Source organism: Carboxylicivirga marina, assembly GCF_016612505.1.
In the GTDB taxonomy this organism is placed as follows: domain Bacteria; phylum Bacteroidota; class Bacteroidia; order Bacteroidales; family Marinilabiliaceae; genus Carboxylicivirga; species Carboxylicivirga marina.
Genome location: NZ_JAENRR010000004.1, coordinates 130,081 through 155,630, shown reverse-complemented (window position 1 = coordinate 155,630; position 25,550 = coordinate 130,081). Strand labels below are relative to the sequence as shown.

The window sequence follows — 25,550 nt, the reverse complement described above, 5'->3', positions numbered from 1 at the left end:
ATTGCATTGGATACAAATCTATTGAGTTAAAAAGTAAGCGTGGTTTGAATCAAAACCTGCTGTGGTTTGTGTCATAACCTAAGGTGGTTTCATGCAAAACCACACGTGGTTTAGGGCCAAACCTAAGGTGGTATTAAGTAGAAGCAGGTGTGGTTTTTAAAAAAGTAGTAACTTTGAAATCGTCAGCTGCCTTAACGTAGTTTTTATTGGTTAAAATGAGATATGAAAAAAGGCAGTTGAACAAATCATTCAACTGCCTCATCTTTCAATATGAAATACTTATTCATTTAGAATCCACCATTCCATCTTTATGCCAAAGTAATGCCCAAAGCGACGATTACCTACAACTTGCAAATAGGGCGAATACATCTCATCTGCGGCATACTGGTTGTAATAGGCAAAGGATGCTACAAATCTGAATTCGGGGCGTGCCCAGAAGCTTTTGTCTCCGGTAGGGCATAAGGTGGGTGCCAAACTGAGCTTTGTCACATTAGCCCACGGGTTATCGTAATCACCATCCTTTCTTTGCGAGTAGTGTAAATCAGTTAATAACTTAAAGTACTTTGTAAAGGCATGGGCATTGCGCACACCTATTGCAAAATCTGTCTTTTTATTGTACACTCGTTTACCATAGTAGCTCTCTTCTAAGTTATTGGTAGCCCCTGCTCCCTTACTATTCGTATAAATTAAGTATGCGGCTGTGCTACTTCTATCACTATGTTGTAAAAAGGCATCATTGACAATAGATAAGGAATAAGCTTTTTTAAAGTTGAGTTCTTCTAAATCAGGAGCTCCAAATGTTAAATGTGTTGATGACAGACCACCATCTCCACCATTTGCAATACCTTTTCCTAGTCTTACAGCGAAATTGTTATTCAAGCCTTGCTGAAGGTTAATGTTAGATTGTAGACGTGCCCCAATAACATAGCCCCAATCACTTGGAAATGTCGGAATATCTTCTTCTGGTATTGATGCTCCATCATCTTGCTCGTCATCGCGTCCTGCACTCATATAATGCAATTCGGCTAAGGCTGTTAATGTATTCTTCTCGTTTAATTGAAAATCATATTCATAAAAGCCCTTAACACGCTGACGTAATTCTGCCGAAGGAGTACCAGTTGCAATATTGATATAAAAATATGGTGGGTAAGAAGTAGTTGTGTCCGTAGAGGCGATAAATAATCCCCCAAAGCGCATCTTTTTATACTCAGCCCCAAAGCCTTGCCCCGAATGATCATTGAAATAAAAATGGTCAGCAATGTGAATGTCTTTGCCACGATATAACCTAGCCCCAACCCAAAGAGTCCATCCGGATCCACCTATGTTTTCGGCTTCGGCATATAATTCAGGCATTACTATGGTTAAGCCTGTTGAGGCTGCTGTGGATGTATAAGCCACGTGCGTTAAATCTCTTGAGAATGCCGATAAGCGCATTTGTACATTTATCTTGGTGGGGTCGTCCTCTCCTGCAGGCTTAAAGTGAAAGGCCGGCACCAGCTCCATATAATCTTGTTCTTCCATCCTGCCACCTATGGAACCCAAATTATTCAAGTTAAGGCGTCGTCCAACAGAACCGCTGTTTTCAGCAGACCAATCAACACCTGCCCTGCCATATGAACCTAACGAAAAGCTCTTGTTAGAAATACGTTCGTAGGCAATTTGGGCTGTTGATAATATTGAAGCCAGGAAAAAAATGGCTAAAACTGAGATTTTAACTTTCATAGGATTATTTTTTATGACAAGCAGCTAATTTACGTAAAACTAAAATCATTGTAAAGGGTTGATAATGAACATAAATATTACGTTTCCTATTGACATTTTCATGAATACTCACTACTTAGAGGTAATAACACTATAGTCATGAAACTTAGTCTCTTGTTCTTTATCTATTTTATTGGTCATTATTGTGTTGCACAGCAGTATATTGCCGGTTATCAAGTTGCAAAAGAAGAAGTCATTCGAGGCATTCCTTTGGAGTATATCAATAAGGCACGGCAAGATTTTAACATTGCTTATCAGCATACTTCGCATGGAACTCATGTTACATATGGGCTGTTTGGGCTTCCTGATTATAAAGCTGGTGATGAAGACTTATTCTCCATAAGTAGAAATATTGAGGAATATAATAAACTTACAATCTATGATTATGCCATTGAAAACTATGCCGAAGCTAATACTGATGCATCTGATCTAAGTAGAAATGAAACAGCATTTATACAAGCCACACGTAATTATCTGGACGATGAAAACAATGCATTGGTTAATATAGTCATGTGGAGTTGGTGTAATATTGAAGATCATGATGTTGAAGGAAATTATTTGCCAGGAATGCAGACTTTAATTGATGAGTATGGATTTGGAGGTACTAAAATTGGGCATGGACCGAATCAAAGGTCAGTACCTGTTCATTTTATTTTTATGACCGGACATGCTAATGCAGATAATAATATTGGTGAAGGGAAGCCAAAGAATCAAGCAGATTTAATAACTAATTATTGCCAACACAATGGATATTTCTGCCTTGATTATTATAGTATTGATAGTTATTGTATGCAGGACAACTATTACGAAGATGCAAGTGATGATGGCGATTCCAGAATATATGGTGGTAATTATAATAAGGATTATCAATTGGATAATATTTTGGGGGCAGATTATTTTGAGAACAAGGCTACACCAGGTGGTGAAGTGGAATACGGATCTCATACCACACAGTACATAACATCTAACAGAAAAGCCTATGCTATGTGGTGGATACTTGCTCGCCTTGCAGGTTGGGATGGAATAAGTACTGCTATTTCAGACAATCAATCTCAAACCAGATTGATTTATGATAGTCACAAAAAACAACTTGTGATTAGTGACGAATTAGTTCAAAAATCGACACTCTCGATATTTAATCTATTGGGAGAGTGTTTGGTAACGCGACGATTAACAGCTGTTAATTATTCAGTCGAAAATCTATCCCAAGGTTTCTACATCGCTTTAATTCAGAACGAAAATCAGCGTGTAGCCATAAGGTTTGTTATTCAAAGATGATTGCATTTCTCGTTTTAGAGTATTATCGTTACTTATCTAAGTATTAACTTGTACATCTTCAAACTTAATGAGTTTAATCTCTATGTACCGAGTAAATTAAAAAGCTATTCAAAACTGAATTCATTTGTCGATATTGTTTTTGTGTATTTGATATGCTTTCCGACATAGATATCTTCTTATCAAATAGACATTTTTATGGCACAAAAGCAGTACTTTCGTTTTAAACTTAAAACTCAGGTATGAATAGGAACAAGAAATATTACATTGGTTTAGTAGCAATCATGTGTGTTGGAATTGCTTGCCAATCGCCAAATAAGAATAAAACTAAGCAGGAAGAGAGTACAGAAATACAAGTTTCTGAAGGGGCAAAAGCACTACAAGTTAATATGGCAAATTATTTTGATTCGGCACTGAATGGTAATATTGAGCCGGTGCAAGAGGCTGTAGAGTCGGGGATTGATATCGAGTCTCGTAATGAGAATGGCTATACAGCATTAATGTTAGCAGCTTATAATGGGCATCATCATATTCTTAAATTCTTGATTGAAAAGGGCGCAAAAATTGATGCTGTTGAAAGCTTAAATAGAACAGCGCTTATGTTTGCCTGTACCGGACCATTTGAACAGGCTGTTGAAGTGCTAATTAAGGCAGGAGCTGATGTTAATGCGATTGATGGTCATGAAAACTGGACACCTGTGATGTTTGCTGCCGGTGAAGGTCAGCTCCAGGTCATTAAACTTTTAGTAGCCAATGGTGCTGATTTGAGCAAAGTTGACACCGATGGGGAATCCGCACTTGATTTTGCAAAATCAAAGGGCCATACCGCTACCATTGAATACCTTCAAGCTAATATGAAATAAGTTAAAAACTGATAGTATCAGCAACCATACGCGGGGAAATGTCCATAAGGCATTTCTTCTTTTCTTTTATCTTACAGGCAGTACTGCCATCTTTAGTACATGGTCGGCAAGGTAAATCTACTTCCATTATTTTCATTTTGGGGTTAGATGGATACCCAAATGCAGTAGGACCGATAATGGCCTGACCAGGTTTCTGAAACAGGTCGGCAGCGTGTAAAAAGCCAGTATCACCACTAATGACATAAGGCGAATGCCATACTGCACAGAAACTCTCCATTAAAGATGTTTGACCAGCCAGATTAATGACCCTATTTGGAGCTGCTGCTTTAATATCTTCGCAGAATGTATCACCTGGTCCGCCAAGTACTACAAAATGCAAATCTTCGCGCAACTGAACTAATTGCTGCCAGTATTCAACTGGCCAACGCTTTAATTCCCATGCCGCCGATGGAACTAATGTAACCCAATTTTGTCCTTGTGGTATGTTTTTTAATACAAGTGTATTAATCTTTTCTTCCGTTTCATGTGGGAAATTCCATTTGTCAAAGGGCGTATTAAACTCATTAACACCCCATTTTTGAAGTGGCGTTTGAAATGAAGCGAGCGCTCTAAAAGGCTTTGGCAATTTATTAATGCCAAAATTAAAAAGCAGAAAGCGTTTAAAACGATCTTTGTGACGAGTAACCAGTTTATTCTTTTTAAACAAATTGCAGAGTCCAAATGGGCACAAAACAAGTTTGAAAATATTTGAACGGATGTTGCTGTGGGCATCATAGATAAGGTCAAACTTCTCTTTTTTCAGTTTTGCCCCTAATTTAAAAACACCTCCAAATCCTTCTTTGCGATCAAATGCCCAAATTTTAGAGATTCGAGGGTCAATTTTAGTCAACGATTCCATGTCAGAGCGCACCACCCAGTGAATCTCAGCATGTGGAAATTTATTTTTTATGCCTGTAACAACAGACATGCAATGAATAATATCGCCAATTGAGCTTAATCGTATGATAAGGATCTTCATAATTTGATGTTCAATGTCTACAAAGCGCAAAAATAAAAAAATCCCGACGTAATGCCGGGATTTAATTCTGGTAATATAATAAAGCTATTAAGCTCCTTTATGAATGAGGATGGTTATTTTATTGTTTTCACATTCTAAAACACCGCTCACACAATTAAAATACTGTTCATGGCCTGTTTTTCCTATCACTCGAATTTGTCCTTCGGTAAGAACAGAAATAATAGGTGCGTGATTCTTCAGTAATGTGAATTTACCCTTATCGCCCGGAACCGTTACCAAGCCAACAGGTGCATCATAAATCACTTTTTCAGGTGTTACTATTTCACAATGCAGATCTTCCATTAGGCTGATTTAGCTTGTTCCAATAATTGTTTTCCTTTTGCGATGGCTTCTTCAATTGTGCCTACCAGGTTAAAAGCTGCTTCAGGATATTCATCAACTTCGCCTTTCAAAATCATCTTAAAACCTTTAATGGTATCTTCGATGGAAACGAATACACCTTTCAAGCCTGTAAATTGTTCGGCTACATGGAATGGTTGCGATAAGAAGCGCTGAACACGACGTGCACGGTGAACAACTAGTTTATCTTCCTCAGATAATTCTTCCATACCCAGAATGGCAATAATATCTTGAAGCTCTTTATAGCGTTGTAGAATCTCGATTACTGCCTGTGCTGTATTGTAATGGTCATCACCTACAATCTCAGGTGTTAGCATACGAGAGGTTGAATCCAAAGGATCCACCGCAGGGTAAATACCTAACTCAGCAATTTTTCGACTTAATACGGTTTTAGCATCTAGGTGGGCAAATGTTGTTGCCGGAGCAGGATCCGTTAAGTCATCGGCGGGCACATAAACGGCCTGAACCGATGTAATTGAGCCATGCTTGGTCGATGCTATTCGCTCTTGAAGAGCTCCCATTTCTGATGACAGAGTAGGCTGATAACCCACCGCTGAAGGCATACGACCTAATAGAGCTGATACTTCAGAACCAGCCTGTGTAAAACGGAATATGTTATCGACAAAAAGCAGTACATCGCGACCACTACCTGTTCCATCGCCATCGCGGAAACTTTCAGCAATGGTTAAGGCCGATAAGGCTACACGAGCACGAGCTCCGGGAGGTTCATTCATCTGACCAAACACCATGGTAACTTGAGACGTATCTAAGGCGTCTTTATCAACTTTAGATAAATCCCAACCGCCTTTTTCCATGTCTTCCTTAAAGTCATCGCCATAGTTAACAATGCCTGATTCGATCATCTCACGCAAGAGGTCATTTCCTTCACGTGTACGTTCTCCAACCCCTGCAAAAACAGATTGGCCATCGTGTCCTTTCGCAATGTTGTTTATTAACTCCTGAATCAATACTGTTTTACCAACACCGGCACCACCAAACAAACCAATTTTACCACCCTTAGCGTATGGTTCAATCAGGTCAACCACCTTAATACCTGTATAAAGAATTTCGGCCTGGGTTGATAAATCTACGAATGATGGAGGATCTTTATGGATTGGGCTTCCACCTTCTTTTGTTACGTTGCCAATGCCATCAATAGCATTACCAACCACATTTAAGAGGCGGCCTTTTACATTTACGCCTGCAGGCATCGTAATCGGATTACCCAGATGATTAACTTCTAATCCTCTTGTTAATCCATCAGTAGAGTCCATGGCGATACATCGGATGGTGTTTTCGCCAATATGCAGTTGGCACTCAATGATAATTGAAGGGTGCCCTTCACGCTTAATTTCTAAAGCATCTAAGATGTTTGGTAGCTCCTGTTCGTTAAGTTCGAAGCTAACGTCTACAACCGGACCAACAATTTGAATGATGGTACCAACCAATTTTTCCATACTATGCGTATTATTCTCGCGTTGTTAATGTTCGTTATCGGGAACGTTGAATCAGCTTAACAGCGAATTCACGTAATTCTTCTTTCATGCTTTCCCGACCTTTAACCTCATTCAATGATGCAATGGCTTTTTCAAAATAGAAATTCATCTTTTCTTTGGCTAACTCATCAACTTTTAGTGAGTTATAGATTTTACGAACAGCTTCTATTTTTTCGTGAGCATTAAAATCAACCGCATTAATCCAGGTTAACAGTTCTTTGTGCAATGAACCCGACGCCAATTGTAACGCATTAAGTAGTAAAAATGTTTTCTTATTGGCTACAATATCTCCACCAATTGCTTTTCCAAACGTTTCTATGTTACCGTAAACATCTAAAAAGTCATCTTGCAACTGAAAAGCGAGGCCAATATTCTCACCAAATTCATAAAGTAAATCAGCATCTTTATCACTGGCTCCTCCAATAATGGCACCTGTTTTTAAACTAGCAGCTAACAGTACCGCTGTTTTTAGGCGAATCATGGTTAAATAATCATCAACCTTTACATCATGGCGTGTTTCAAATTCCATATCGTATTGCTGTCCTTCGCATACCTCAATGGCGGTTTGACTAAATAAATCCAGGACTTTTTTCAGGTGCTGACCATCAATTTCGGCTGCATACTGGTAGGCTTTTATTAACATGGCATCACCAGATAATATACCTGTGTTTTCGTCCCACTTTTTATGTACGGTTGGTTGATTGCGACGAACATCGGCATTGTCCATTATGTCGTCGTGTAACAATGTGAAATTATGAAATATCTCGAGTGAGATACCTGGCTTCATAGCCTTTTTGATATCATCATTAAATAAATAGCAGGCTGACAGGCATAAGGTCGGACGAATGCGTTTTCCGCCCATCGCCATAACATATTCGATTGGCTCGTAAAGACCTTTGGGCTCCACAACAAACTGTTGTTTCTCCAATTCCTGTTCAACCAATTTTTGCAAGTCTGATATTGTGTACATATGATGTGTGTTATTCCGGTTTTACTTCTTCTTTGGTTTCAATTTTTAAATCTTCCAACTCAATGTCTTCATCTTCATCGTAAATTTGTAAAAGCGGTTCTTTAAACGATTGGTTGGTTATTGATTTCTCAAGTGTTAGCAACAGTGCCGGCAATAATATTAAGTTAGAAAACAGTGCAATTAGAAGTGTCACAGCTACTAAAATACCCAAGGCTACTGTTCCTCCAAATTGTGATACACTAAAAATACCAAAGCCAAAGAATAATATGATTGATGTGTAAATCATACTCACGCCTGTTTCTTTAAGCGCCAGAACCACAGCTGCACGAATACTCCAATTGGTTTCTGATAACTCCTGCCTGTATTTGGCCAGATAGTGAATGGTATCATCTACACTTATACCAAAGGCTATACTAAATACTAGTATAGTTGAAGGTTTGATAGGTATTTGAAAGTACCCCATTAAGGCAGCTGTCATTATCAGTGGGAAGATATTTGGAATTAAAGAAACCAATACCATCCGCTTGGATGAGAACATCCAGGCCATAAAGGAGGCAATTAATACCACTGCTAGCAATAAACTCGTAAACAGGTTTCGAACCAAATAATCAGTTCCTTTAAAAAAGACAACGCTGGCTCCAGTTAAAGAGGTATAATACTTTTCAGCAGGAAAAACTTTGGTGATGGTCTCTCGGATTTTCTCATCCAGAATAGCCATTTCAGATGTGCCAATGTCTTTCATTCGAAAGCTCAGGCGGGCACGCTGCTTAGTTGAGTCTATAAAAGTAGTGACCAGGCCATTGTTAGTATCTCCCGTATTACTCCGATTTACATACGACAGAATAAAGTTACGCTCCTGATTACTTGGTACTCTATAATGGCTTTGCTTACCATTATAGAATGCTTGGCGAGCAAATTTAACTACTTCAACCATGGATAAAGGGTGAGAGATAGCATCGAATTCCTTCAGCTCTTCCTGAAGTTTATCCATACGTTTAAGGTTACTGCCAGTAATAGCACCATTAGGCTTTTTGGTGTCAATCATTAATTCCAATGGCATCAGTCCGTTAAAATTCTCTTCAAAGAACTTTAAGTCAACATACAAGGGGTCATCATGTGGAATATCATCGAGCATGTAACCCGTAGTTTTAATTTTTAAAATGCCAATGATGCCTAAAAACAACATGATTCCCGCCACCCAATAAACCTTGGTTCGATGGTTAAGCGAGATTTTTACTAAACCGTCAACAGCTTTACCAATAATCTGATTGTCGAGATGATTAAGGTGACGTTCCTTAGGACCATCTAAAAAGCTAAATATAATCGGAATTAAAAGAATTGATAAGACAAAAACTACCATAATGTTGATGGCAGCAATTACACCAAATTCAACCAGTATTTTACTACTTGTAAAAATAAAGGTGGCAAAACCCGATGCGGTAGTTAAGTTAGTTAAGAATGTAGCATTACCAATCTTACGAATAACGCGCTGTAAGGCTTTAATTTTGTTTTTATGCTTTCGGTATTCCTGATGGTATTTATTAAGGAGGAAAACCGAATTAGGAATGCCGATAACGATGATGAGCGGCGGAATCATTCCTGTTAAGATGGTGATTTTATAGCCAAAAAGTGCTTGAATACCTAGAGCCCAAATGACAGCTACACCAACCACTAACATGGAGAACATAACTACTTTAAAAGAACGAAAGAACAGGAAGATGATTAGTGCTGTAATGCCCAATGCCAGAAAAATGAACATATTGAGCTCTTTCTTAATCATTTCTGCTGTTACTACGCGTATGTATGGTAATCCAGAGTAATGCAATTCGCGCTTGCTATCTTCGACAAATTGCAGGCCTGCTTTTTGAATTTCTTCAATCAGTTTTACACGTGCTTTACTGTGTAATATTTCGTCGTCTAATGATATGGCTAACAAATAGGCATCCTCATTATATAGCAATTCTTTGTAAAAAGGTAGGCTGTAAAATACTTCTTTTAAAGAATCTAACTCTGTTTGGTACTTTACTCGTTCCGGAAAAATAGGGGCTATCTCAAAGTGTTTCTTTTTACTGTTCTTTTTGAGATTGTACGACTGTCCAACTGAAAAAACAGAGGTGACACCATCAATTTTTAAAAGTGATTCAGAGAATTCTTGCCAGGTATTAAAGTCATTCAGCTCAAAGAAATCTTCATTTTCAACACCTACAATAACCATATTACCTTCATTGCCGTAAATACTTAGGAAATCTTGGTATTCAAGGTATGTTGGGTCATCTTCAGGTAGCAGTGGGGCATATTGATACGACATTTCAATACGTCGCGACATTATTCCCATGAAGATAGTTATTGCCAATAAAGCAACTAAAATTGCAATTCGGTTACGCAGTATAAAGCGTGCTATATTAATCCACATCTGTTATTCTTCTCCTTTTATAGTTGTGCGAAAATAGGTAAAAAGGGTATGATCGGCAATGATTTAGTATTTATCTGACAATTGTAGCAATGGCCTCTATGCTTACTTTTAATGAGGCATCTTTTAACGGACCAGCAAATAAACTTAACTTATTAGTATCAACTGATTTTGCGACAAGTTGTTCGATAATTTCAAAGTCGTTTTTATTGGCAATTGTTATTTTAATTTCTTCAAATACATCGCTGGTTTGTTTGGTCGATGCCTTTAAAATTTCCTTAATGTTTTTCAGGGCTGTATTTAATTGCTCCTCACTTGAAGAACATGCTTCATCAATCGTTGGATTAACAAATACTTGATTTAAGCCTCGTATATAGCAGCTTTGTGTCTGCTCCGATGAGTCATTCTGATCAAATTGTGCCGTTGGAAAACCATCTTTGTAAGCAGCAATAAAATCAGTGATGAAATCTTCTGTTTGAATATGATTAATGACTTGCAATGGATAACCATGCTTAAACAAATTCGGATCGTAATATAAGCTCCGAATCTCTTCGATGGTTTGTATTGTAGTCCAGCCCGTTAAAGGATCTTTATTGTCGCTCTGGATATCTGACAGATAATTGCTTTGGTGTGCTATGTGGCCAAAATGCATTTCTTCATGGTCAAGAAGTTGCTCAACAAAGTCAAATGTTTGCTGAACAGAACGAAGTGCATCGCTCGAGCTCTGAAAATGAATGCCTCCACTAACAAGTACCTTTTCATCAAGCTTTGTTAAAAGACAATAATTGTGCTTCTGAAATTCTTTATATTCGATCTTGGTTTCATGATCATCACAAATGGTAAAGCGCAACATGGCTTTGTTATTTGAGTTTATTAGTTCTTGTGCAAGAAGTGTGTTGGCAGGTTGCTGTTTTTCAAAAACTGTTTGAAGAACTGAACTAAAAGCCTCTGAGCATGTAACTAGCTCATCGGGAGTATGCACCGGCAAAATGCATTCTATTTTAACAATTGAAAGCGTAGAAATATTTAAATCCGATAAAAGCGATAGAATTTCTTTTGTAATCTCATCTGCTTTATCCATGTAAAACAGGTTCGAATCAATTTTTAATGAAGTGTATTTCATTATAATAGCTGTAATTACTGATTTGTATAACTATTTGATGGTATGTTTGGGACATGATTTAAACGAAGCAAAGTTAAGTGAAATGACCTAAATAAATTTAATCAATTAGGTTTCTTTATGCTTTAAAAGCAAAAATATTCAGTGAAAAAGAAACTTAATATTGTCTGGTGCGTACCAAAGCGCATTAAGATGTTGAATTTTTGTAGGACAGATTTGTTATGAAAAAGATTATTTTCTTTTTGGCTTTAACATTGTTGCCAATGGTCGGACAGGCCCAGGTAGCAAAATTTAAGTCAGTGTTTACCTTAAGTTTTATCCGACATATTGGCTGGACAGAAACAGCTAAAGAGGGGGATTTTGTGATCGGTGTTGTACGCGATAAAGAAATTGCAGATTGGATGTCTAAGCTATCCGCTGGCAAAAAGTTTGGTTTCCAGAATGTGGTAATTAAACAGTTTAAATCACCAGAAGAAGTGGTGGACTGTCAGGTAGTGTATGTTTCATCAAATGTTAATTTTGGTAAGCACGCGTCAACAATTGTTGATAAAGTTAACGGGGGTAGTACCTTGATAATAACAGAGTCAGAGGGGGCTTGTAATTCAGGTTCGATGATAAACTTTGTGGTTAGAGAGGATAAACTTAAATTTGAAATCCATAAAGCCAATGCAGCTAAGTTTGGTTTACAGGTTAGCTCAAAGCTCGAGGGGATGTCAAATGCAATTAGCTTATAAGGAGTAAAATGAAAAACATCAAACTGAATATTGCCCAAAAATTGTTAGCTGGCTTCGGAATTATCTTGGTGCTTATTATAGCTCAAGGGGCGTGGAGCTTTTATACGCTGACTGGCAGCAAGAGTAAGAACCGCGAATTGACGGAGGTATACTCACCATCATCTGAGAAGTTGAATGGATTGAGCGATTTAGTTATTGACAGTAAGATGTTAATTCGAAGTTGGGTTTTTATCGATATTCAAACCGATACGCCTGATAAGATTCGTTTAAAGGATCTTCACACCAAAGATTTTCCTCAGTTAAAAGAAGAATTACTTGCTCTTAGCAATGACTGGAAGGATAAAGAAGATGTTGATGCGTTAAATCATATTATCAATGATGTCGATACACTGTTTCAGATTCAGAAATATGTAATGAGCAGCCTGAACTCTTTTGAAGCTTATGAAGATGTAATGATTAAGTTTGAGACAGAAGATAAGGTTCAGGACGGTGGCGAAATTATTACACTTACCGAAGAAGTTGATGCTTTAATCAAGGAGTTGGCTACTAAGTATGATGATGCATCCAATCAGGCTTTGACTGACAGTAATGGTAGCTTTACTGTACTGCAGTGGGTAATTATCATTATGAGTCTTTTAGTTATTGCTGGTGCATTAGTTACAGCATACCTACTTTACAACACCATAGTGGCACCACTTAACAAAGGGGTAACATTTGCAAAGGCTATTGGTGAGGGTGACCTTACTGCAACAGTTGATGTTGAACAAAACGATGAAATTGGTGATTTAGCCAAAGCCTTGGTTGCTATGGCCGATAACTTGAAGAATACTGTAAATACCATTAAGTCGAATGCTGATGATTTGGTAACTTCAAGTACGCAGTTAAAGTCAAGCTCATTGCAGTTATCTAAAGGTTCAGCCGATCAGGCCGCATCAGCCGAAGAGGTGTCAACTTCAATTGAGGAGATGGTTGCCAATATCGACCAGAATACGGATAACTCGATTCAAACAGAAAAAATTACAGTTGAAACGGCTAAGGATGTTAGCGTTGCTGATGAATTGTCATCGCAAGCCGCTAAAGTAATGAAAGATGTTTCGGAGAAGATTACCATCATTAGCGATATTGCTTTTCAGACAAATATTTTAGCACTGAATGCCGCTGTGGAAGCTGCACGAGCAGGTGAGCATGGTCGCGGTTTCTCTGTTGTTGCTGCCGAAGTACGTAAGTTGGCTGAGCGAAGTAAATCAGCTGCCGACGAAATTGTATCCTTGGTATCAACAGGTTTAAAAGTATCGACAGAAGCTGGTGAGAAATCAAAAGCTTTAGTACCAGATATTGAAAAAACAACGCAGTTGATTAAGGAAATATCTGCCGCTAGTATGGAGCAGAAAACTGGTGCTGAGCAAATAAATCTGGCTATGCAACAGCTTAACATGATTACGCAGGAAAATGCGTCATCATCCGATGAGTTAACGCAAAGCTCCGATCAATTGGCTAACTTGGCCGATAATCTTAACGATGCAGTTAGTTACTTTAAGATAGACAAGAAAAAGTCTGCGCCAGTTAAAAAAACAGCGGGGAGAGTTGCGAAACAACAAGTGAAAGCTGAAGAATCAAAAATGGCTAAAAAGGAAGTGAAAAAAGTGACGCCAAAGAGTACTGGTAAATCACAACCGCAGCCTGAAAATCCTTTTTCGAATTTCGACAAAGATTTTGATTTAGATAATTACGAGAAATTCTAAGACGTTACAAATGGCGAATTTACCATATACAGTTATTCATGATGAGCTACCCGAAAAATCGATTATTCGTTTTTCGGGTCAGCTTATTATCAATCATATCGAAAAGATTATCGAAGCAATGAAAAGTGGTTTAAAAAGCGATAAAGACCTGCAAATTGAAATCGATAATCCCGATAGTGTTGATGTTACTTTTATACAGTTATTACTATCGTTAAAAGCAACACTAAAGGCCAATGGTAAAAAAACATCCATAAATGCTGAGTTAAAAGCTGAACTTCAGACTTTAATAAAAAATTCAGGATTTAGTTACGTTCTTAATTAATCAAAAAATATAACTAGAAAAATAAATTATGGCTAAAACAGTTCTTATCGTTGATGATTCGGAAAGTATCCGCGAAGTGGTCAACTTTACCCTGCAAAACGAAGGTTATGAAGTGTTAGTAGGAGTTGATGGCGAAGATGCACAAAAGTTCCTGGATGGTAGAACGATTGATATTGTTATCACCGACCTTCACATGCCTAATCTTGATGGTTTAGGGTTAATCCGTAAAATCAGAGAGATTGAAGCATATAAACATATTCCAATTTTATTCTTAACAACCGAATCGCAAGCTTCAAAAAAGATGGAAGCCAAGCAGGCAGGTGCAACAGGGTGGATTATTAAACCTTTCGTTCCGGCTAAGTTGTTAAGCGCAATTTCGCGTGTCTTAAGATAAGATGAGAGTTAAGAATATTTTTATCAAAGAAACATCTGATAACCTGGCTGAGCTGGAGCACGAACTAAGGCAACCAAATCAATTATCGCACAATGCGCTTGAAAAGGTTGTGAGAACTATGCACAACATCAAAGGTACAGCTCCTATGGTAGGGTTTAACGAGTTATCTGTCGTTGCAACGCCAATTGAACAGGCCTACAAAGAGGTATTAAATAATAACATCGAGGTAAATGGTAATTTGGTTGAGAAAACTAAATCGGCCGTGTCGATGTTACAACAAATGCTTAAAACAGAAGAAGCTCACTTGCCTAAAACAGAAAAAGAACAGAAGGTTTTGATAGACTATTTTAACACTATCACTGGTTAAAAGCACAAACAATGATTGATAAGTTTAAGGCAAAATTTGTAGAAGAGTCAAACGACAATGTTCACGACCTGGAAGAGGCATTGTTGCTTCTTGAGAAAGATACGTCAAACAGTGAAATAATTGAACGTATTTTTAGGGCGATGCACACACTTAAGGGTGGCGGTGCAATGTTTGGCTTTAACCAATTAAGTGAGTTCACACACCATCTCGAAACAGTATTTGACCTGATTCGAAATAACAAGCTGAGTGTAACAGAAGATATTATTTCGCTAACCTTTGAATCAATTGACCATATCAAACACATGTTAGAAGTGGGCGATGTTGAAGATGAGGAAGAGTTAGCAAATCAGGCCACTTTTATTCAACGTGTACAGCGCATGTCGAATAGCGAGTCCACTGCAAGCATGCCTGCACCGGCGAAAGTAAAAGTGCCAGAAATTAAAGATGACGGATCAAAAACATTTTTGATCAAAATTAAGCCTAATGAAGAGATTCTTAAAAATGGAACCAATCCATTTTATCTGTTAGATGATCTTCATGCCATGGGAGATGCAAAAGTCATCGCTTTTCACGAATCAGTTCCTGCCTTAAGCAACTTCAATCCGGTTAATAGCTATTGCCACTGGCAAGTGCTCCTTAACACTAGTGAATCAATCAATGACATTAAAGATGTTTTCATTTTTGTTGAAGATGAATGCGAAATCTCTATTGATGAAATCAGTAGTGGCAATCTTTTAGCTTCAGATAGCATTATTTCTGCAATGGATGAGGCTGCAAAGCTTCAGAAGTTATTAACAAAAGAAGAACTTGTTAGTAAGTCAAGTGCTAATAAAGGTGGAGCGGAAAAGAAAGATGCCAAAAAGAAGGTTCAGCTTAAAGAGCACAAAATATCAAGCATCAGAGTTAACTCTACTAAAATTGATGAGTTGGTTAATCTGGTGAGTGAGTTGGTTACTATTCAGGCACAGCTTAATCTATTTGCCGAAAATGATGGTAACCCTGCTGTTTTAGCCTTAGCAGAAAATATTCAAAAGCTGAGCCGACAGTTACGCGACAATGCATTCTCGATAAGCCTAATTCCGCTTCAGAGTGAATTAATGCGATTCCAGCGATTGGTTCGTGACCTTTCGAAGGAATTAGATAAAGACATAGAATTTGTAATTGAAGGTGGTGATATTGAGCTTGATAAAAATATTATTGAGCACTTAACCGATCCTTTATTGCACATTATACGTAATGCGGTCGATCATGGTATTGAAATGCCTGATGAGCGTATTAAAAGTGGTAAATCGCCCAAAGGAACCATTCTTTTTAAAGCCTACTATTCAGGTGCCAGCGTAATGGTTGAGTTAATGGATGATGGTAAAGGAATTGATCCGGAATTTATTCGCAATAAGGCCATTTCTAAAGGTTTGATTGACGCCAATACCGAATTATCTCGCAAAGAAATATTCGAACTGGTATTCCTCAGTGGTTTCTCAACCAAAGAAGAAGTAACCGATGTATCAGGCCGTGGTGTTGGTATGGATGTGGTGAAAAAGAAAATTGGGGAGATTCGTGGTGAAGTGTCCTTAGATTCTGAAATAGGAAAAGGAACGACATTAACATTGGAGTTACCAATGACCTTATCAATTATCGACGGTCTATTGGTAAAAGTCAATAAGAATCAATACGTTATTCCAATTGCCAATATTGAGAAGATTTTTGCGCTTGACACCGTTTCGTTTGGTAAAACGTTTAACCATGTGGTTAACATTGATGAAGAGCAATATCCTTTCATCGATTTACGCGAAACTTTTGACACTGAACTAGGCAATAAGGGTACCGAGCAGTTAATATTGGTTAAGTACGAAGATAGAAAAGTAGGATTATTAGTTGATCAGGTTATTGGTGAATACCAAACAGTAGTGAAGCCTTTAGGCCGTTTCCTTAAAAAGCAGGAAAATATTTCAGGGGCATCGATTATGGGTGATGGAACCATTGCTTTGGTAATTGATACGAATCGCTTGATTCATAATAACGCTATTAAGAAATATCGAACTAAGAATTAACAATGATGAAGGAACAAATGACATCGATTATATCGTTTTTGATCAATAAAGAAGTGTTTGCGTTCGATACTCTGAAGGTTCGTAATATTCTTGAGTTCGACAAAGTTACTTGGGTGCCCAATACCAAAGATTATTTACTTGGTGTTATCAACCTGCATGGTAATATTATTCCTATTGCCGATATGCGCGTTATGATGGGCATTGAAAATATCGAAAACGGACAGGATACTGCTGTTATTGTAGTGTCTGATGATGATAAAAAAGATTCGTTGCTTGGTTTAGTCGTTGATGGAGTCAAAGAAGTATTTGACCTTGACGAATCTGAGATTAAAGAATCAGTAATTAATGGTAATACCGGATTGGTACACAGCTTTACGGGCAGCCTTCATAAAAATGAAGAGTTTATTCATATCATTGATTTAACTGAAGTAGTACAAGAAATTGAAAAATAAGCACCAAATGAGTCAGGAAGTTAACGCATACCTTACATTTTCAATAGGAAGTAACATTTTTGGAATTCATGTTGAAAAAGTAGTTGAAATTAAAGAATACGTCGAGCCTAAAGCAGTGCCCGAGAGTATGGCTTATGTCAAAGGTGTGGTTGACCACCGCGATAAAATCATTCCGATTATTGATGCAGCAGCAAAATTCAATTTAGGAAAGGTCGACATTACGCCGCAATCTTGTTTTGTTGTGCTTGATGTTAATAAAAAAGACGGAAAAGGCATAATGAGTGTTGGTGTTTTAGTAGATGCTGTTTCGGATGTTTTTGAAGCTGATGAAGCAAAAATTAAAGAGATTGAAAACGATTACAAACCGGGTTATATTTTGTCGTCGTACCAAAATAATAACGATTTGGTAATGATACTGAATGCTGATAAGATATTTAGTGAAACAGATATCATTAGCCTTGGTGAAGTATTGCAATCAGTTAAGGAGTAGAGCAAATGTTTGCAGGCGATAACAGAGATAAAAATAAGGAGCTGGATGCTTTTAAGGCCGAATTATCAGAAAAAGACTTTCAGGCATTTAGTGATTTTATCTACAGCGAATACGGCATTAAAATGCCACCGGTGAAACGCGTGATGCTTCAAGGACGTCTGTTAAAACGTATTCGTGAGCTAAACATGAACTCTTACGCCGAGTACAAAGAGTATTTTTTTAGTAAAGACGGGCAAAAGAAAGAGATATTTAACTTTTTGAATGTAGTAACGACTAACAAAACAGATTTCTTTCGCGAACCAGTTCATTTTGATTTTTTACGAGATGAAGTGTTGCCTCAGCATGATGGAAGTGGTTTCTTAAAAGTTTGGAGTGCCGGTTGCTCAAGTGGTGAAGAGCCTTATACAATTTCAATTGTGATGAATGAGTATAAGCGTACATCACCAGGGTTTAACTTCTCCATTCATGGGTCCGACATATCTAACAAGGTGTTGTCAAAAGCCGCCAAAGGAGTGTATGCCGAAAATAAAATCGCCCTGCTACCTTTGGAATTAAAGAAACGTTATTTCTTAAAAAGTAAAGACCGTATTAACCCAACCGTAAGGGTTAAGCCCGACTTACAAAGAAACATCGTACTGAAACATGTTAATTTAATGGATGGTCACTATGATATGAATGAGACTTTCGACGTCATTTTTTGTCGCAATGTGCTGATTTATTTCGATAGAGCCACTCAAGAAAAAGTAATAAGCAAATTGTGTAATTACTTAAGACCCGGAGGCATCTTTTTCATTGGTCACTCCGAGTCATTATCGGGTATGAATGTTCCTTTGGAGCATATCAAACCAACAATATTTAGAAAAATATAATTAGTCCGGAATATAAAAAAAAGATTATGAGCAATTTATCTGACAAGCAACTTTTACGAGAACTCAGGTTACGACTTGAAGAAAGGAAAAAGTTAGATAATGAGATGAAAGAATTGTCAAAAGACTTTCAGGGTGTTACTAAGAAATTAAAAGAATCAGAAGCACTTAAAAGTCATTTTATTTCAAATATCTCTAACGAAATAGTAAACCCATTTACATCTATCCTAGGTCTTTCCAAAGCCATCCTTTCGGTTGAAAAGAATGATTGGAAAAAGGTAGTGTCAATGGTGGCACTTATTCATAGCGAGGCGTTTAACCTTGATTTTCAATTGCGTAACATTTTTGTTGCCGCTAAAATTGAAGCTGGTGAAATTGCACCAAATATTACCAAGGTAAATATTCGCAGCCTTGTTCAAACAGTAGTTGATTCATTTAATATCATCTCACGTAAGATGGGTATCGATATTAAAATTGAATTTAATATTGAGCACGGTTTTGGTAAGAATTTCTATTTCAAAACAGACTCAGAGAAATTGAAACTTGTACTTAGTAACTTGCTTAATAATGCACTTAAGTATAGCTACAAAGATAGTCAGGTTGTTCTTAAGATGTGGGTTGACGAAGATGTGTTACATGCATCAGTTCAGGATTTTGGTACTGGAATTTCGGAAAAGAACCAAAAGATTATTTTCGAAAGATTCAAGCGTCTTGATTCAGGAATTAACTCAATTAACAGAGGTCATGGTCTTGGCTTATCAATCACCAAAGCATTACTTGATGTATTAGGTGGCGATATTGATATCAAGAGTCAAAAAGGTGAAGGATCAATTTTCTCTGTACAATTACCAGAAGCACGTAATATCGTTGAAGGTTTTAGCGGTGAAGGAAACGACGTGTTCTTTGATGACGATGATGAGATTTTTTAAGACAATGATAGATGGAAAATAGATATTTACAACATTTTCTATACCCCTCTTCATTGTTTGTAGGCAAAGATCCGTATGTCATTAAAACCATACTTGGTAGTTGCGTTGCCATTTGCTTGTGGGATAAGAAGCTTAAGATTGGTGGGATGAACCACTACATGCTTCCCAACTGGAATGGTAATGATTTAGCATCACCAAAATATGGCAATATCGCGATTGACAAATTAGTTGAAAAAATGCTGTATTTGGGTAGCGATATTAAAGATATACAAGCTAAAATATTCGGAGGAGGTGAGCTGCTTGAGTCAGCTACCGGGAACTCCAATATGATTGGCGAACGAAATATCCGGGTCGCACGTTTGATGCTTGAAGAGAAAAAAATTCCAATTGTCGCATCAAGCACAGGAGGAAAACGGGGAAGAAAAATTATTTTTTTCAATGATACTGGGGAAGTACGCCATAAGTTTCTTGAAAAAAAAGTATATTAAACCAGTATTGAAAGGTACAACTACCGATTATGATGAAACAGGCTTTATTGCAAGGCGCAATGAAGGATGTAAAAAGGGATGATACCTTATTTAGTGATAAGAGATTGGATTTCTTTTAATGAATTAATTTTTAACGCATGAAGAAAAAGATTCGAGTATTAGTTGTTGATGATTCTGCGGTTGTCAGGCAGAGCTTGTCCTCCATCCTTGAATCTGATCCGGGCATTGAAGTAATGGGAACGGCTGCCGATCCCATTATTGCGGTAAAAAAAATCATGAAAGAAATTCCAGACGTTATTACGCTGGATATTGAAATGCCACGTATGGATGGTCTTACATTCTTACGTAAGATTATGTCGCAGCACCCAATTCCTGTGGTGGTTATTTCGAGTTTAACAACAGAAGGTACCGAAGTTGCTATGAAAGCGCTTGAATATGGTGCCAGCGAAATAATTGGTAAGCCGGCTATGAATGCCGCTCAATTTATTAACGAGTCAAAAATCATGCTATGCGATGCAGTTAAAGCAGCTGCTCAAGTAAAGCTTAAGCGTCGCAAAATAGCTACTCCAGTAGCCACTACTTCTGTTAAGCCAAAGTATTCGGCCGATGTAATCCTGAATAAAGCATCAAGCTTTAAGCAGATTATTGACACCGAAAAAGTGGTGGTGCTAGGTGCATCCACGGGTGGAACAGAAGCAATTCGAAATTTCCTAAAGAGCCTGCCAAATAAAGTGCCAGGCATTGCTATAGTACAGCACATGCCAGAGGGGTTCACCAAATCTTTCGCGAATAGTCTCAACAATATTTGTGGCTTGGAAGTCAAAGAAGCCGAAAATGGTGATAAACTTTATCAGGGACGCGTATTGATTGCACCTGGTAGCAAACACATGCTTTTAAAGCGAGTAGGGAAAGAATACATGGTTGAAGTCAAAGAAGGCCCCTTGGTCAATCGCCATCGCCCATCAGTAGATGTATTATTTCGCTCAGCAGCTCGTTACGCCGGAAACAATGCCACAGGCTTTCTGTTAACAGGCATGGGTAACGATGGCGCAAAGGGTTTACTGGAGCTAAAAGAATCTGGCGCTCATACAGTAGCACAAGATGAAGCCTCCTCGGTGGTTTTCGGAATGCCAAAAGAAGCCATCAAATTAGGTGCTGCCGATAAAGTGATGGCACTTGATAAAATGGGCAGTTATTTAATATCGCGCTTGGGATAAAGCAATATTTACTATTTTTATCGTTCGTCTATTTAAGAATTTAACATATGGCAAAGGTCAATATTAAGAATATCAGAAGCAGATATACTTTACGTGGTTTTATGCTTGGTGTGATTATATACATACTAACTATCATTTCGAGCACCAGTATTTTTGAGCATGTTAACCAACCGGTTACATTTTATAACCTTTACAGGTTTTTTCCTGGTTTATGGTTTATCACATTTTTACCATTTATAACCGCATTTGCCGGATATATGATTGCGGGTAATTTTTCTGTTTTTATTCGTAAGCAACGTAAGCACATCAAGCAGGAAGCAGCTAAAAGTGAACATGTGCATGAGTTTGTTGAAAACCTGCGTCAGGATAAATTTGATTCAGACCTGCAACTCAACGAACGTAAGGATAAACTATCACAATCCTTATTACGTTTGCGTGATTACTTAATCCAAAGTAAAAAAGACGTTGAGCAACGTCGTATTGAAGAAGATCAACGAACCTGGGTAACGCAAGGTTTGGCACATTTCGGTGAATTGCTTCGTAAAGAGAATGATAATATTGAAGATTTAAGTTATAATATCATCAGATATCTGGTGGATTATATGAAAATCAATCAGGCAGGCTTTTATTTGCTTAATACCATCAACAATAAGGATAAGTATTTTGAATTAACAGCTTGTGTGGCTTACGATCGTAAGAAGTTTGCCGATGAACGCATTAATTGGGAAGAAGGACTAATTGGCCGCTGTGCTTTAGAAAAGGAGACAATTCATTTAACGGATGTTCCTAATGATTATCTGAATATTACATCGGGCTTGGGCGAAGCCAATCCACGTTCTATATTAATAGTTCCGCTTAAAACCAATGATGAAATATATGGGGTGCTTGAGATGGCCTCTTTCAAATATTTCCCTGAGTTTGAGGTGGAATTTGTAGAAAAGATTGCTGAAAGTATTGCCTTAACCATTTCATCGGTGCAGAATACAATACGTACCACCAAGTTACTGAAAGAAACTCAAAATCAGGCTGAGCGTATGTTGCAGCAAGAGGAAGAGTTGCGTCAGAACCTGGAAGAAATGCAGGCAACTCAAGAGGAAAGCGATCGTCGTGAGGTTGAGATGAAAGGTATTCTTGAGGCCATTGACCATGCAGCAATCAGTTCAGAGTTTGAAACTGATGGTACACTTATTAATGTTAACCAAAATTTCCTAAGAACCTTCCGCTATAATCCGGAAGAGATAGATGGACAAAATATTAAAATATTCTTCTTTAAAGATGATGTAGCCGAACTTGATCAAATCTTAACTGATTTAAGAAATGGCCATAACTTTAAAGGACGGGTACGTCGTCGTACAAAAATGGGCGATGAAATATACTTGTTAACAACCTATACTCCTGTTATCGATCACGAAGGTGAAATCATTAAAATACTGAGCCTTGAAAACGACATCACCGAGCAGGTGAAAATGGAAGAGGAACTAAAACACAGTAAGGATGAGCTAGGAGTGATGCTTGAAGAAGCTAAAAAGGAAGTCACCGAACAGTTTAAAGAGGTTGAGGCTGTTAAAATCCGAAATGAGAAAACGTTAGAAGGAGCACTAGATGCGATATTGACCACCAATAAAGATGGTATTGTCGAATTCTTTAATGCTGCAGCTGAGAAGTTATGGGGCTATGATAGAAGTGAAGTACTTGGTCAGAATGTTTCCATGTTGTTTGCTGAAACCAGCGTTGCTAATGACGAATTCTTATCGGCATTTGTATCTGCTGATAAAGAAAAAATTGTAGGTGAGCGTCGCGAGGCACCAATTAAGAACAAGGTGGGTAGTGAAGAGCCTGTACTATTCCTGTTATCTGCAGCTCAGGTTGGCGAAGACCATTCATACACCGCATTTATTCAGCAAGTTGAAGTTGAATTGTTTTAGATTTGATAAGTAGTCAAGAATGGATTTTAAGCAATATCTACAAGTATTAAAAGACAATACACCTTATGACTTTAGCGATTACTCCGATAATTCGATTAAGCGGCGATTGCAAAAGGTTATAGCTGATAATGACTTAACGCTTGATGATCTGTTAAAGAAGACGCAGTGTGACAAGGGCTTTGTAGAGCGCTTGGTTGAAGATATAACAGTAAATACCACAGAGCTATTTCGTGATCCTGAATTATGGCCTGTTTTTTACGAAAAGCTGTTGCCAACCTTAAAAGGGAAGAAGACATTTAATATATGGCATGCCGGATGTAGTTCGGGCATGGAGGTATATTCCAACCTGATAATCCTTAATGAACTGGGTTTACTTGATAAAGCACGAATTTATGCCACAGACATTAGTGCGGGTATGGTGAGATCGTGTAAAAAAGGTAGCTACAGATATGAGTTCAATAAAAATCAGATTGCTGAATTTGAGAAAGTGTTGAAAAAGACGCCAATCAATGGCATCAGTCAAATTGATTTCAGTAAATATTTTGATATTGATGAAGAGAATGATCGCATTAATGTCAAGGAATTCCTGAGAAAGAAAGTTGATGTACGTCAACATGATCTAGTGCAGGAAAAAGTACCTTTCTACAATAAGTTTGATGTGATTTTTTGTCGTAATGTGCTCATTTATTTTAATGCTTCACTGCAGTCTAAAATATATCAAATGTTCCATAATCAACTTTATCCGAAAGGAAGTATGATTCTTGGAAACCATGAAAGCTTAACCGGATTTTATAAAACTAAGTTTTTGAAAAACGGACCGCTTTATACCAAAACCAATGCGTTTCACTTTAAATATCAGTAATATGGCAATTGGTTTTAAAATAAGTGAACTAAAGTTATTATCAGAGGAACTAAGAAAGAAGTTAGGCTTACCATTTGATGAGATGACACATTCGTTTTTCAAACGTCGCTTATCGCAGTTTGTTGAGGCCAACGGCATTCGCAAAGTTGAACAGTTACTTGAGCAATTAAACGATAAAATTTTTGCCGACCAGTTTATTCACTTCTTTTCGGTAAACACAACCGAGTTGTTTAGAGATGCTGGCTTCTGGCGACATTTACGTAAAATGTTTCTCGAAAAGTATAGCGATCGTTCAATTAATATTTGGCTGCCAGATGGTGCATCGGGTGAAGAGTTGTACAGTTTGATAATTCTAATCGATGAATTAAAACTTACTAATCAGGTTAAGATAACGGTAAACCATAGTTCGGCCGCTGGTCTTAAAATGATTCAAAGCGGTGTTTTATTGTCTCGAAAAATGGATGTTAATGCTTATAATTATAAACGCTTTGAAGGTATTGGCAGTTTAGATAATTATTTCAGTGATACAGTTAATGGATTCGCATTTAAAATCGAGCAATACAATAATATAACGTTTATACAAGGAGGAATAGAGAAGGTTCCTGCCGCTAAAAGTGACATTATAATTATGCGTAATGCGTTGTTATATTATTCAAAGGATTACCATACAACTGTAAAACTGGCACTCGATCAATCGTTAAAGAATGGCGGATTGCTTTGCCTAGGGGTTAAAGAATTGCTGGCTTCGCCTTATAATGACCGATTTGAATGTATTGATAGTAAAGAAAAGATATACAGTAAATTTAGCTTTTTAAGAGACGAATGATTAGACCAAAGTATAAAGCCGTTGTGATTGGGGGATCAGCCGGAAGCTTTTCGGTTGTATCTAAGTTGTTGTCACAACTAAGGAGTGATTTTCCGTTGCCGGTTATTATATGCCTGCATCGTCTTAAGCACGTGCGCTCGGGTTTGGTTGAGAGTATTCGGTTAAAATCTAACCTTGAGGTGATTGAACCCAACGATAAGGAAGCGATAGTTGGTGGAAAAGTATATCTGGCCCCTTCCAATTATCACTTGTTCGTCGAGTATGATGGTACATTTTCTCTGTCAACTGAAGAGCCATTAAATCATAGTCGTCCATCGATTGATCATACACTAACTTCGGCCGCATATGTTTACCGTAATAAGTTGATTGGAATCGTGTTAACTGGTGCCAATAAAGATGGTGCCAAAGGGATGAAAGATATTGCTGACAAAAAAGGAATTACCATTATCCAGGATCCAAAAACCTGCGAAATGGACACAATGCCCAAAAGTGTTGCACGATTAATTAAGCCCGATAAAGTATTGTCGCCTGAAGAAATTACCAATTATCTAAATAAATTGGCTATTTAATGAC

At 37.7% G+C, this 25,550-nt stretch carries 25 protein-coding genes; 18 read left to right on the top strand and 7 right to left on the bottom strand.

From position 1 onward, the window contains the following. Positions 1-279: 279 nt before the first annotated feature. Positions 280-1,722, bottom strand: a complete 1,443-nt coding sequence (locus JIV24_RS02965; protein WP_200463515.1) for a carbohydrate porin — start codon at positions 1,720-1,722, stop codon at positions 280-282. 138 nt (positions 1,723-1,860) lie between these two features. Here JIV24_RS02965 and JIV24_RS02960 point away from each other — a divergent pair, with 138 nt between their 5' ends. Further along, positions 1,861-3,039: a T9SS type A sorting domain-containing protein gene (locus tag JIV24_RS02960; protein WP_200463514.1), complete on the top strand. Its 1,179-nt coding sequence runs from the start codon at positions 1,861-1,863 to the stop codon at positions 3,037-3,039. A 239-nt stretch (positions 3,040-3,278) separates the two neighbouring features. After that, positions 3,279-3,899 (top strand): ankyrin repeat domain-containing protein, encoded by a 621-nt coding sequence (locus tag JIV24_RS02955; RefSeq protein ID WP_200463513.1) that lies wholly within the window; start codon positions 3,279-3,281, stop codon positions 3,897-3,899. Position 3,900: 1 nt separating this feature from the next. On the opposite strand, the gene JIV24_RS02950 is transcribed toward JIV24_RS02955, so the two are convergent. The 6 genes from JIV24_RS02950 to JIV24_RS02925 all read right to left on the bottom strand — a co-directional run bounded on the left by JIV24_RS02950 (position 3,901) and on the right by JIV24_RS02925 (position 11,315). Further along, entirely contained in the window at positions 3,901-4,917 is a 1,017-nt protein-coding gene (locus tag JIV24_RS02950; RefSeq protein ID WP_200463512.1) for a glycosyltransferase family 9 protein, read from the bottom strand. Positions 4,918-5,004: 87 nt separating this feature from the next. Next, on the bottom strand, positions 5,005-5,259 hold the full coding sequence (gene atpC / locus JIV24_RS02945; RefSeq protein WP_200463511.1) for an ATP synthase F1 subunit epsilon: 255 nt from the start codon (positions 5,257-5,259) through the stop codon (positions 5,005-5,007). After that, a complete protein-coding gene (gene atpD / locus JIV24_RS02940; protein ID WP_200463510.1) occupies positions 5,259-6,773 on the bottom strand; it encodes a F0F1 ATP synthase subunit beta in 1,515 nt (504 codons plus the stop codon). Before atpD ends, atpC begins: the two co-directional genes overlap by 1 nt. Positions 6,774-6,807: 34 nt before the next feature. Further along, positions 6,808-7,782: a polyprenyl synthetase family protein gene (locus JIV24_RS02935; RefSeq protein WP_200463509.1), complete on the bottom strand. Its 975-nt coding sequence runs from the start codon at positions 7,780-7,782 to the stop codon at positions 6,808-6,810. Between the two features lie 10 nt (positions 7,783-7,792). Then, a complete protein-coding gene (locus JIV24_RS02930) occupies positions 7,793-10,195 on the bottom strand; it encodes an efflux RND transporter permease subunit (RefSeq protein ID WP_200463508.1) in 2,403 nt (800 codons plus the stop codon). Positions 10,196-10,265: 70 nt separating this feature from the next. Further along, entirely contained in the window at positions 10,266-11,315 is a 1,050-nt protein-coding gene (locus tag JIV24_RS02925; protein WP_200463507.1) for a RidA family protein, read from the bottom strand. 218 nt (positions 11,316-11,533) lie between these two features. Here JIV24_RS02925 and JIV24_RS02920 point away from each other — a divergent pair, with 218 nt between their 5' ends. From JIV24_RS02920 to JIV24_RS02845, 16 genes are all read left to right on the top strand, one after another. Continuing rightward, complete coding sequence (locus JIV24_RS02920) at positions 11,534-12,046, top strand: YfiR family protein (RefSeq protein ID WP_200463506.1); 513 nt, start codon at positions 11,534-11,536, stop codon at positions 12,044-12,046. Between the two features lie 8 nt (positions 12,047-12,054). Continuing rightward, the gene (locus JIV24_RS02915) at positions 12,055-13,788 is read left to right on the top strand and encodes a methyl-accepting chemotaxis protein (RefSeq protein ID WP_200463505.1); all 1,734 of its coding nucleotides are present in this window, start codon (positions 12,055-12,057) and stop codon (positions 13,786-13,788) included. Positions 13,789-13,798: 10 nt separating this feature from the next. Beyond that, positions 13,799-14,110, top strand: a complete 312-nt coding sequence (locus tag JIV24_RS02910; protein ID WP_200463504.1) for an STAS domain-containing protein — start codon at positions 13,799-13,801, stop codon at positions 14,108-14,110. 28 nt (positions 14,111-14,138) lie between these two features. Then, the gene (locus JIV24_RS02905; protein ID WP_200463503.1) at positions 14,139-14,504 is read left to right on the top strand and encodes a response regulator; all 366 of its coding nucleotides are present in this window, start codon (positions 14,139-14,141) and stop codon (positions 14,502-14,504) included. Position 14,505: 1 nt separating this feature from the next. Further along, the gene (locus JIV24_RS02900) at positions 14,506-14,871 is read left to right on the top strand and encodes an Hpt domain-containing protein (protein ID WP_200463502.1); all 366 of its coding nucleotides are present in this window, start codon (positions 14,506-14,508) and stop codon (positions 14,869-14,871) included. 11 nt (positions 14,872-14,882) lie between these two features. Then, complete coding sequence (locus JIV24_RS02895) at positions 14,883-16,922, top strand: chemotaxis protein CheA (protein ID WP_200463501.1); 2,040 nt, start codon at positions 14,883-14,885, stop codon at positions 16,920-16,922. Between the two features lie 2 nt (positions 16,923-16,924). After that, entirely contained in the window at positions 16,925-17,374 is a 450-nt protein-coding gene (locus tag JIV24_RS02890; RefSeq protein WP_200463500.1) for a chemotaxis protein CheW, read from the top strand. A 7-nt stretch (positions 17,375-17,381) separates the two neighbouring features. Further along, positions 17,382-17,864, top strand: a complete 483-nt coding sequence (locus JIV24_RS02885; RefSeq protein ID WP_200463499.1) for a chemotaxis protein CheW — start codon at positions 17,382-17,384, stop codon at positions 17,862-17,864. A gap of 5 nt (positions 17,865-17,869) precedes the next feature. Then, a complete protein-coding gene (locus JIV24_RS02880; protein ID WP_200463498.1) occupies positions 17,870-18,733 on the top strand; it encodes a CheR family methyltransferase in 864 nt (287 codons plus the stop codon). Positions 18,734-18,759: 26 nt separating this feature from the next. Beyond that, positions 18,760-19,659 carry a sensor histidine kinase gene (locus JIV24_RS02875; protein WP_200463497.1) on the top strand — a complete coding sequence of 300 codons (900 nt, stop codon included), beginning with the start codon at positions 18,760-18,762 and terminating at the stop codon, positions 19,657-19,659. Between the two features lie 11 nt (positions 19,660-19,670). Then, the gene (locus tag JIV24_RS02870) at positions 19,671-20,147 is read left to right on the top strand and encodes a chemotaxis protein CheD (protein ID WP_200463496.1); all 477 of its coding nucleotides are present in this window, start codon (positions 19,671-19,673) and stop codon (positions 20,145-20,147) included. 137 nt (positions 20,148-20,284) lie between these two features. After that, positions 20,285-21,364: a protein-glutamate methylesterase/protein-glutamine glutaminase gene (locus JIV24_RS02865; RefSeq protein ID WP_200463495.1), complete on the top strand. Its 1,080-nt coding sequence runs from the start codon at positions 20,285-20,287 to the stop codon at positions 21,362-21,364. A 47-nt stretch (positions 21,365-21,411) separates the two neighbouring features. Beyond that, entirely contained in the window at positions 21,412-23,289 is a 1,878-nt protein-coding gene (locus JIV24_RS02860) for a PAS domain-containing protein (RefSeq protein ID WP_200463494.1), read from the top strand. Positions 23,290-23,308: 19 nt separating this feature from the next. Continuing rightward, a complete protein-coding gene (locus JIV24_RS02855; RefSeq protein WP_200463493.1) occupies positions 23,309-24,151 on the top strand; it encodes a CheR family methyltransferase in 843 nt (280 codons plus the stop codon). 1 nt (position 24,152) lies between these two features. Next, positions 24,153-24,977 carry a CheR family methyltransferase gene (locus JIV24_RS02850; protein ID WP_200463492.1) on the top strand — a complete coding sequence of 275 codons (825 nt, stop codon included), beginning with the start codon at positions 24,153-24,155 and terminating at the stop codon, positions 24,975-24,977. Further along, entirely contained in the window at positions 24,974-25,546 is a 573-nt protein-coding gene (locus JIV24_RS02845; protein WP_200463491.1) for a chemotaxis protein CheB, read from the top strand. The genes JIV24_RS02850 and JIV24_RS02845 overlap by 4 nt, the downstream gene beginning before the upstream one ends. The last annotated feature ends 4 nt before the right edge of the window (positions 25,547-25,550 follow it).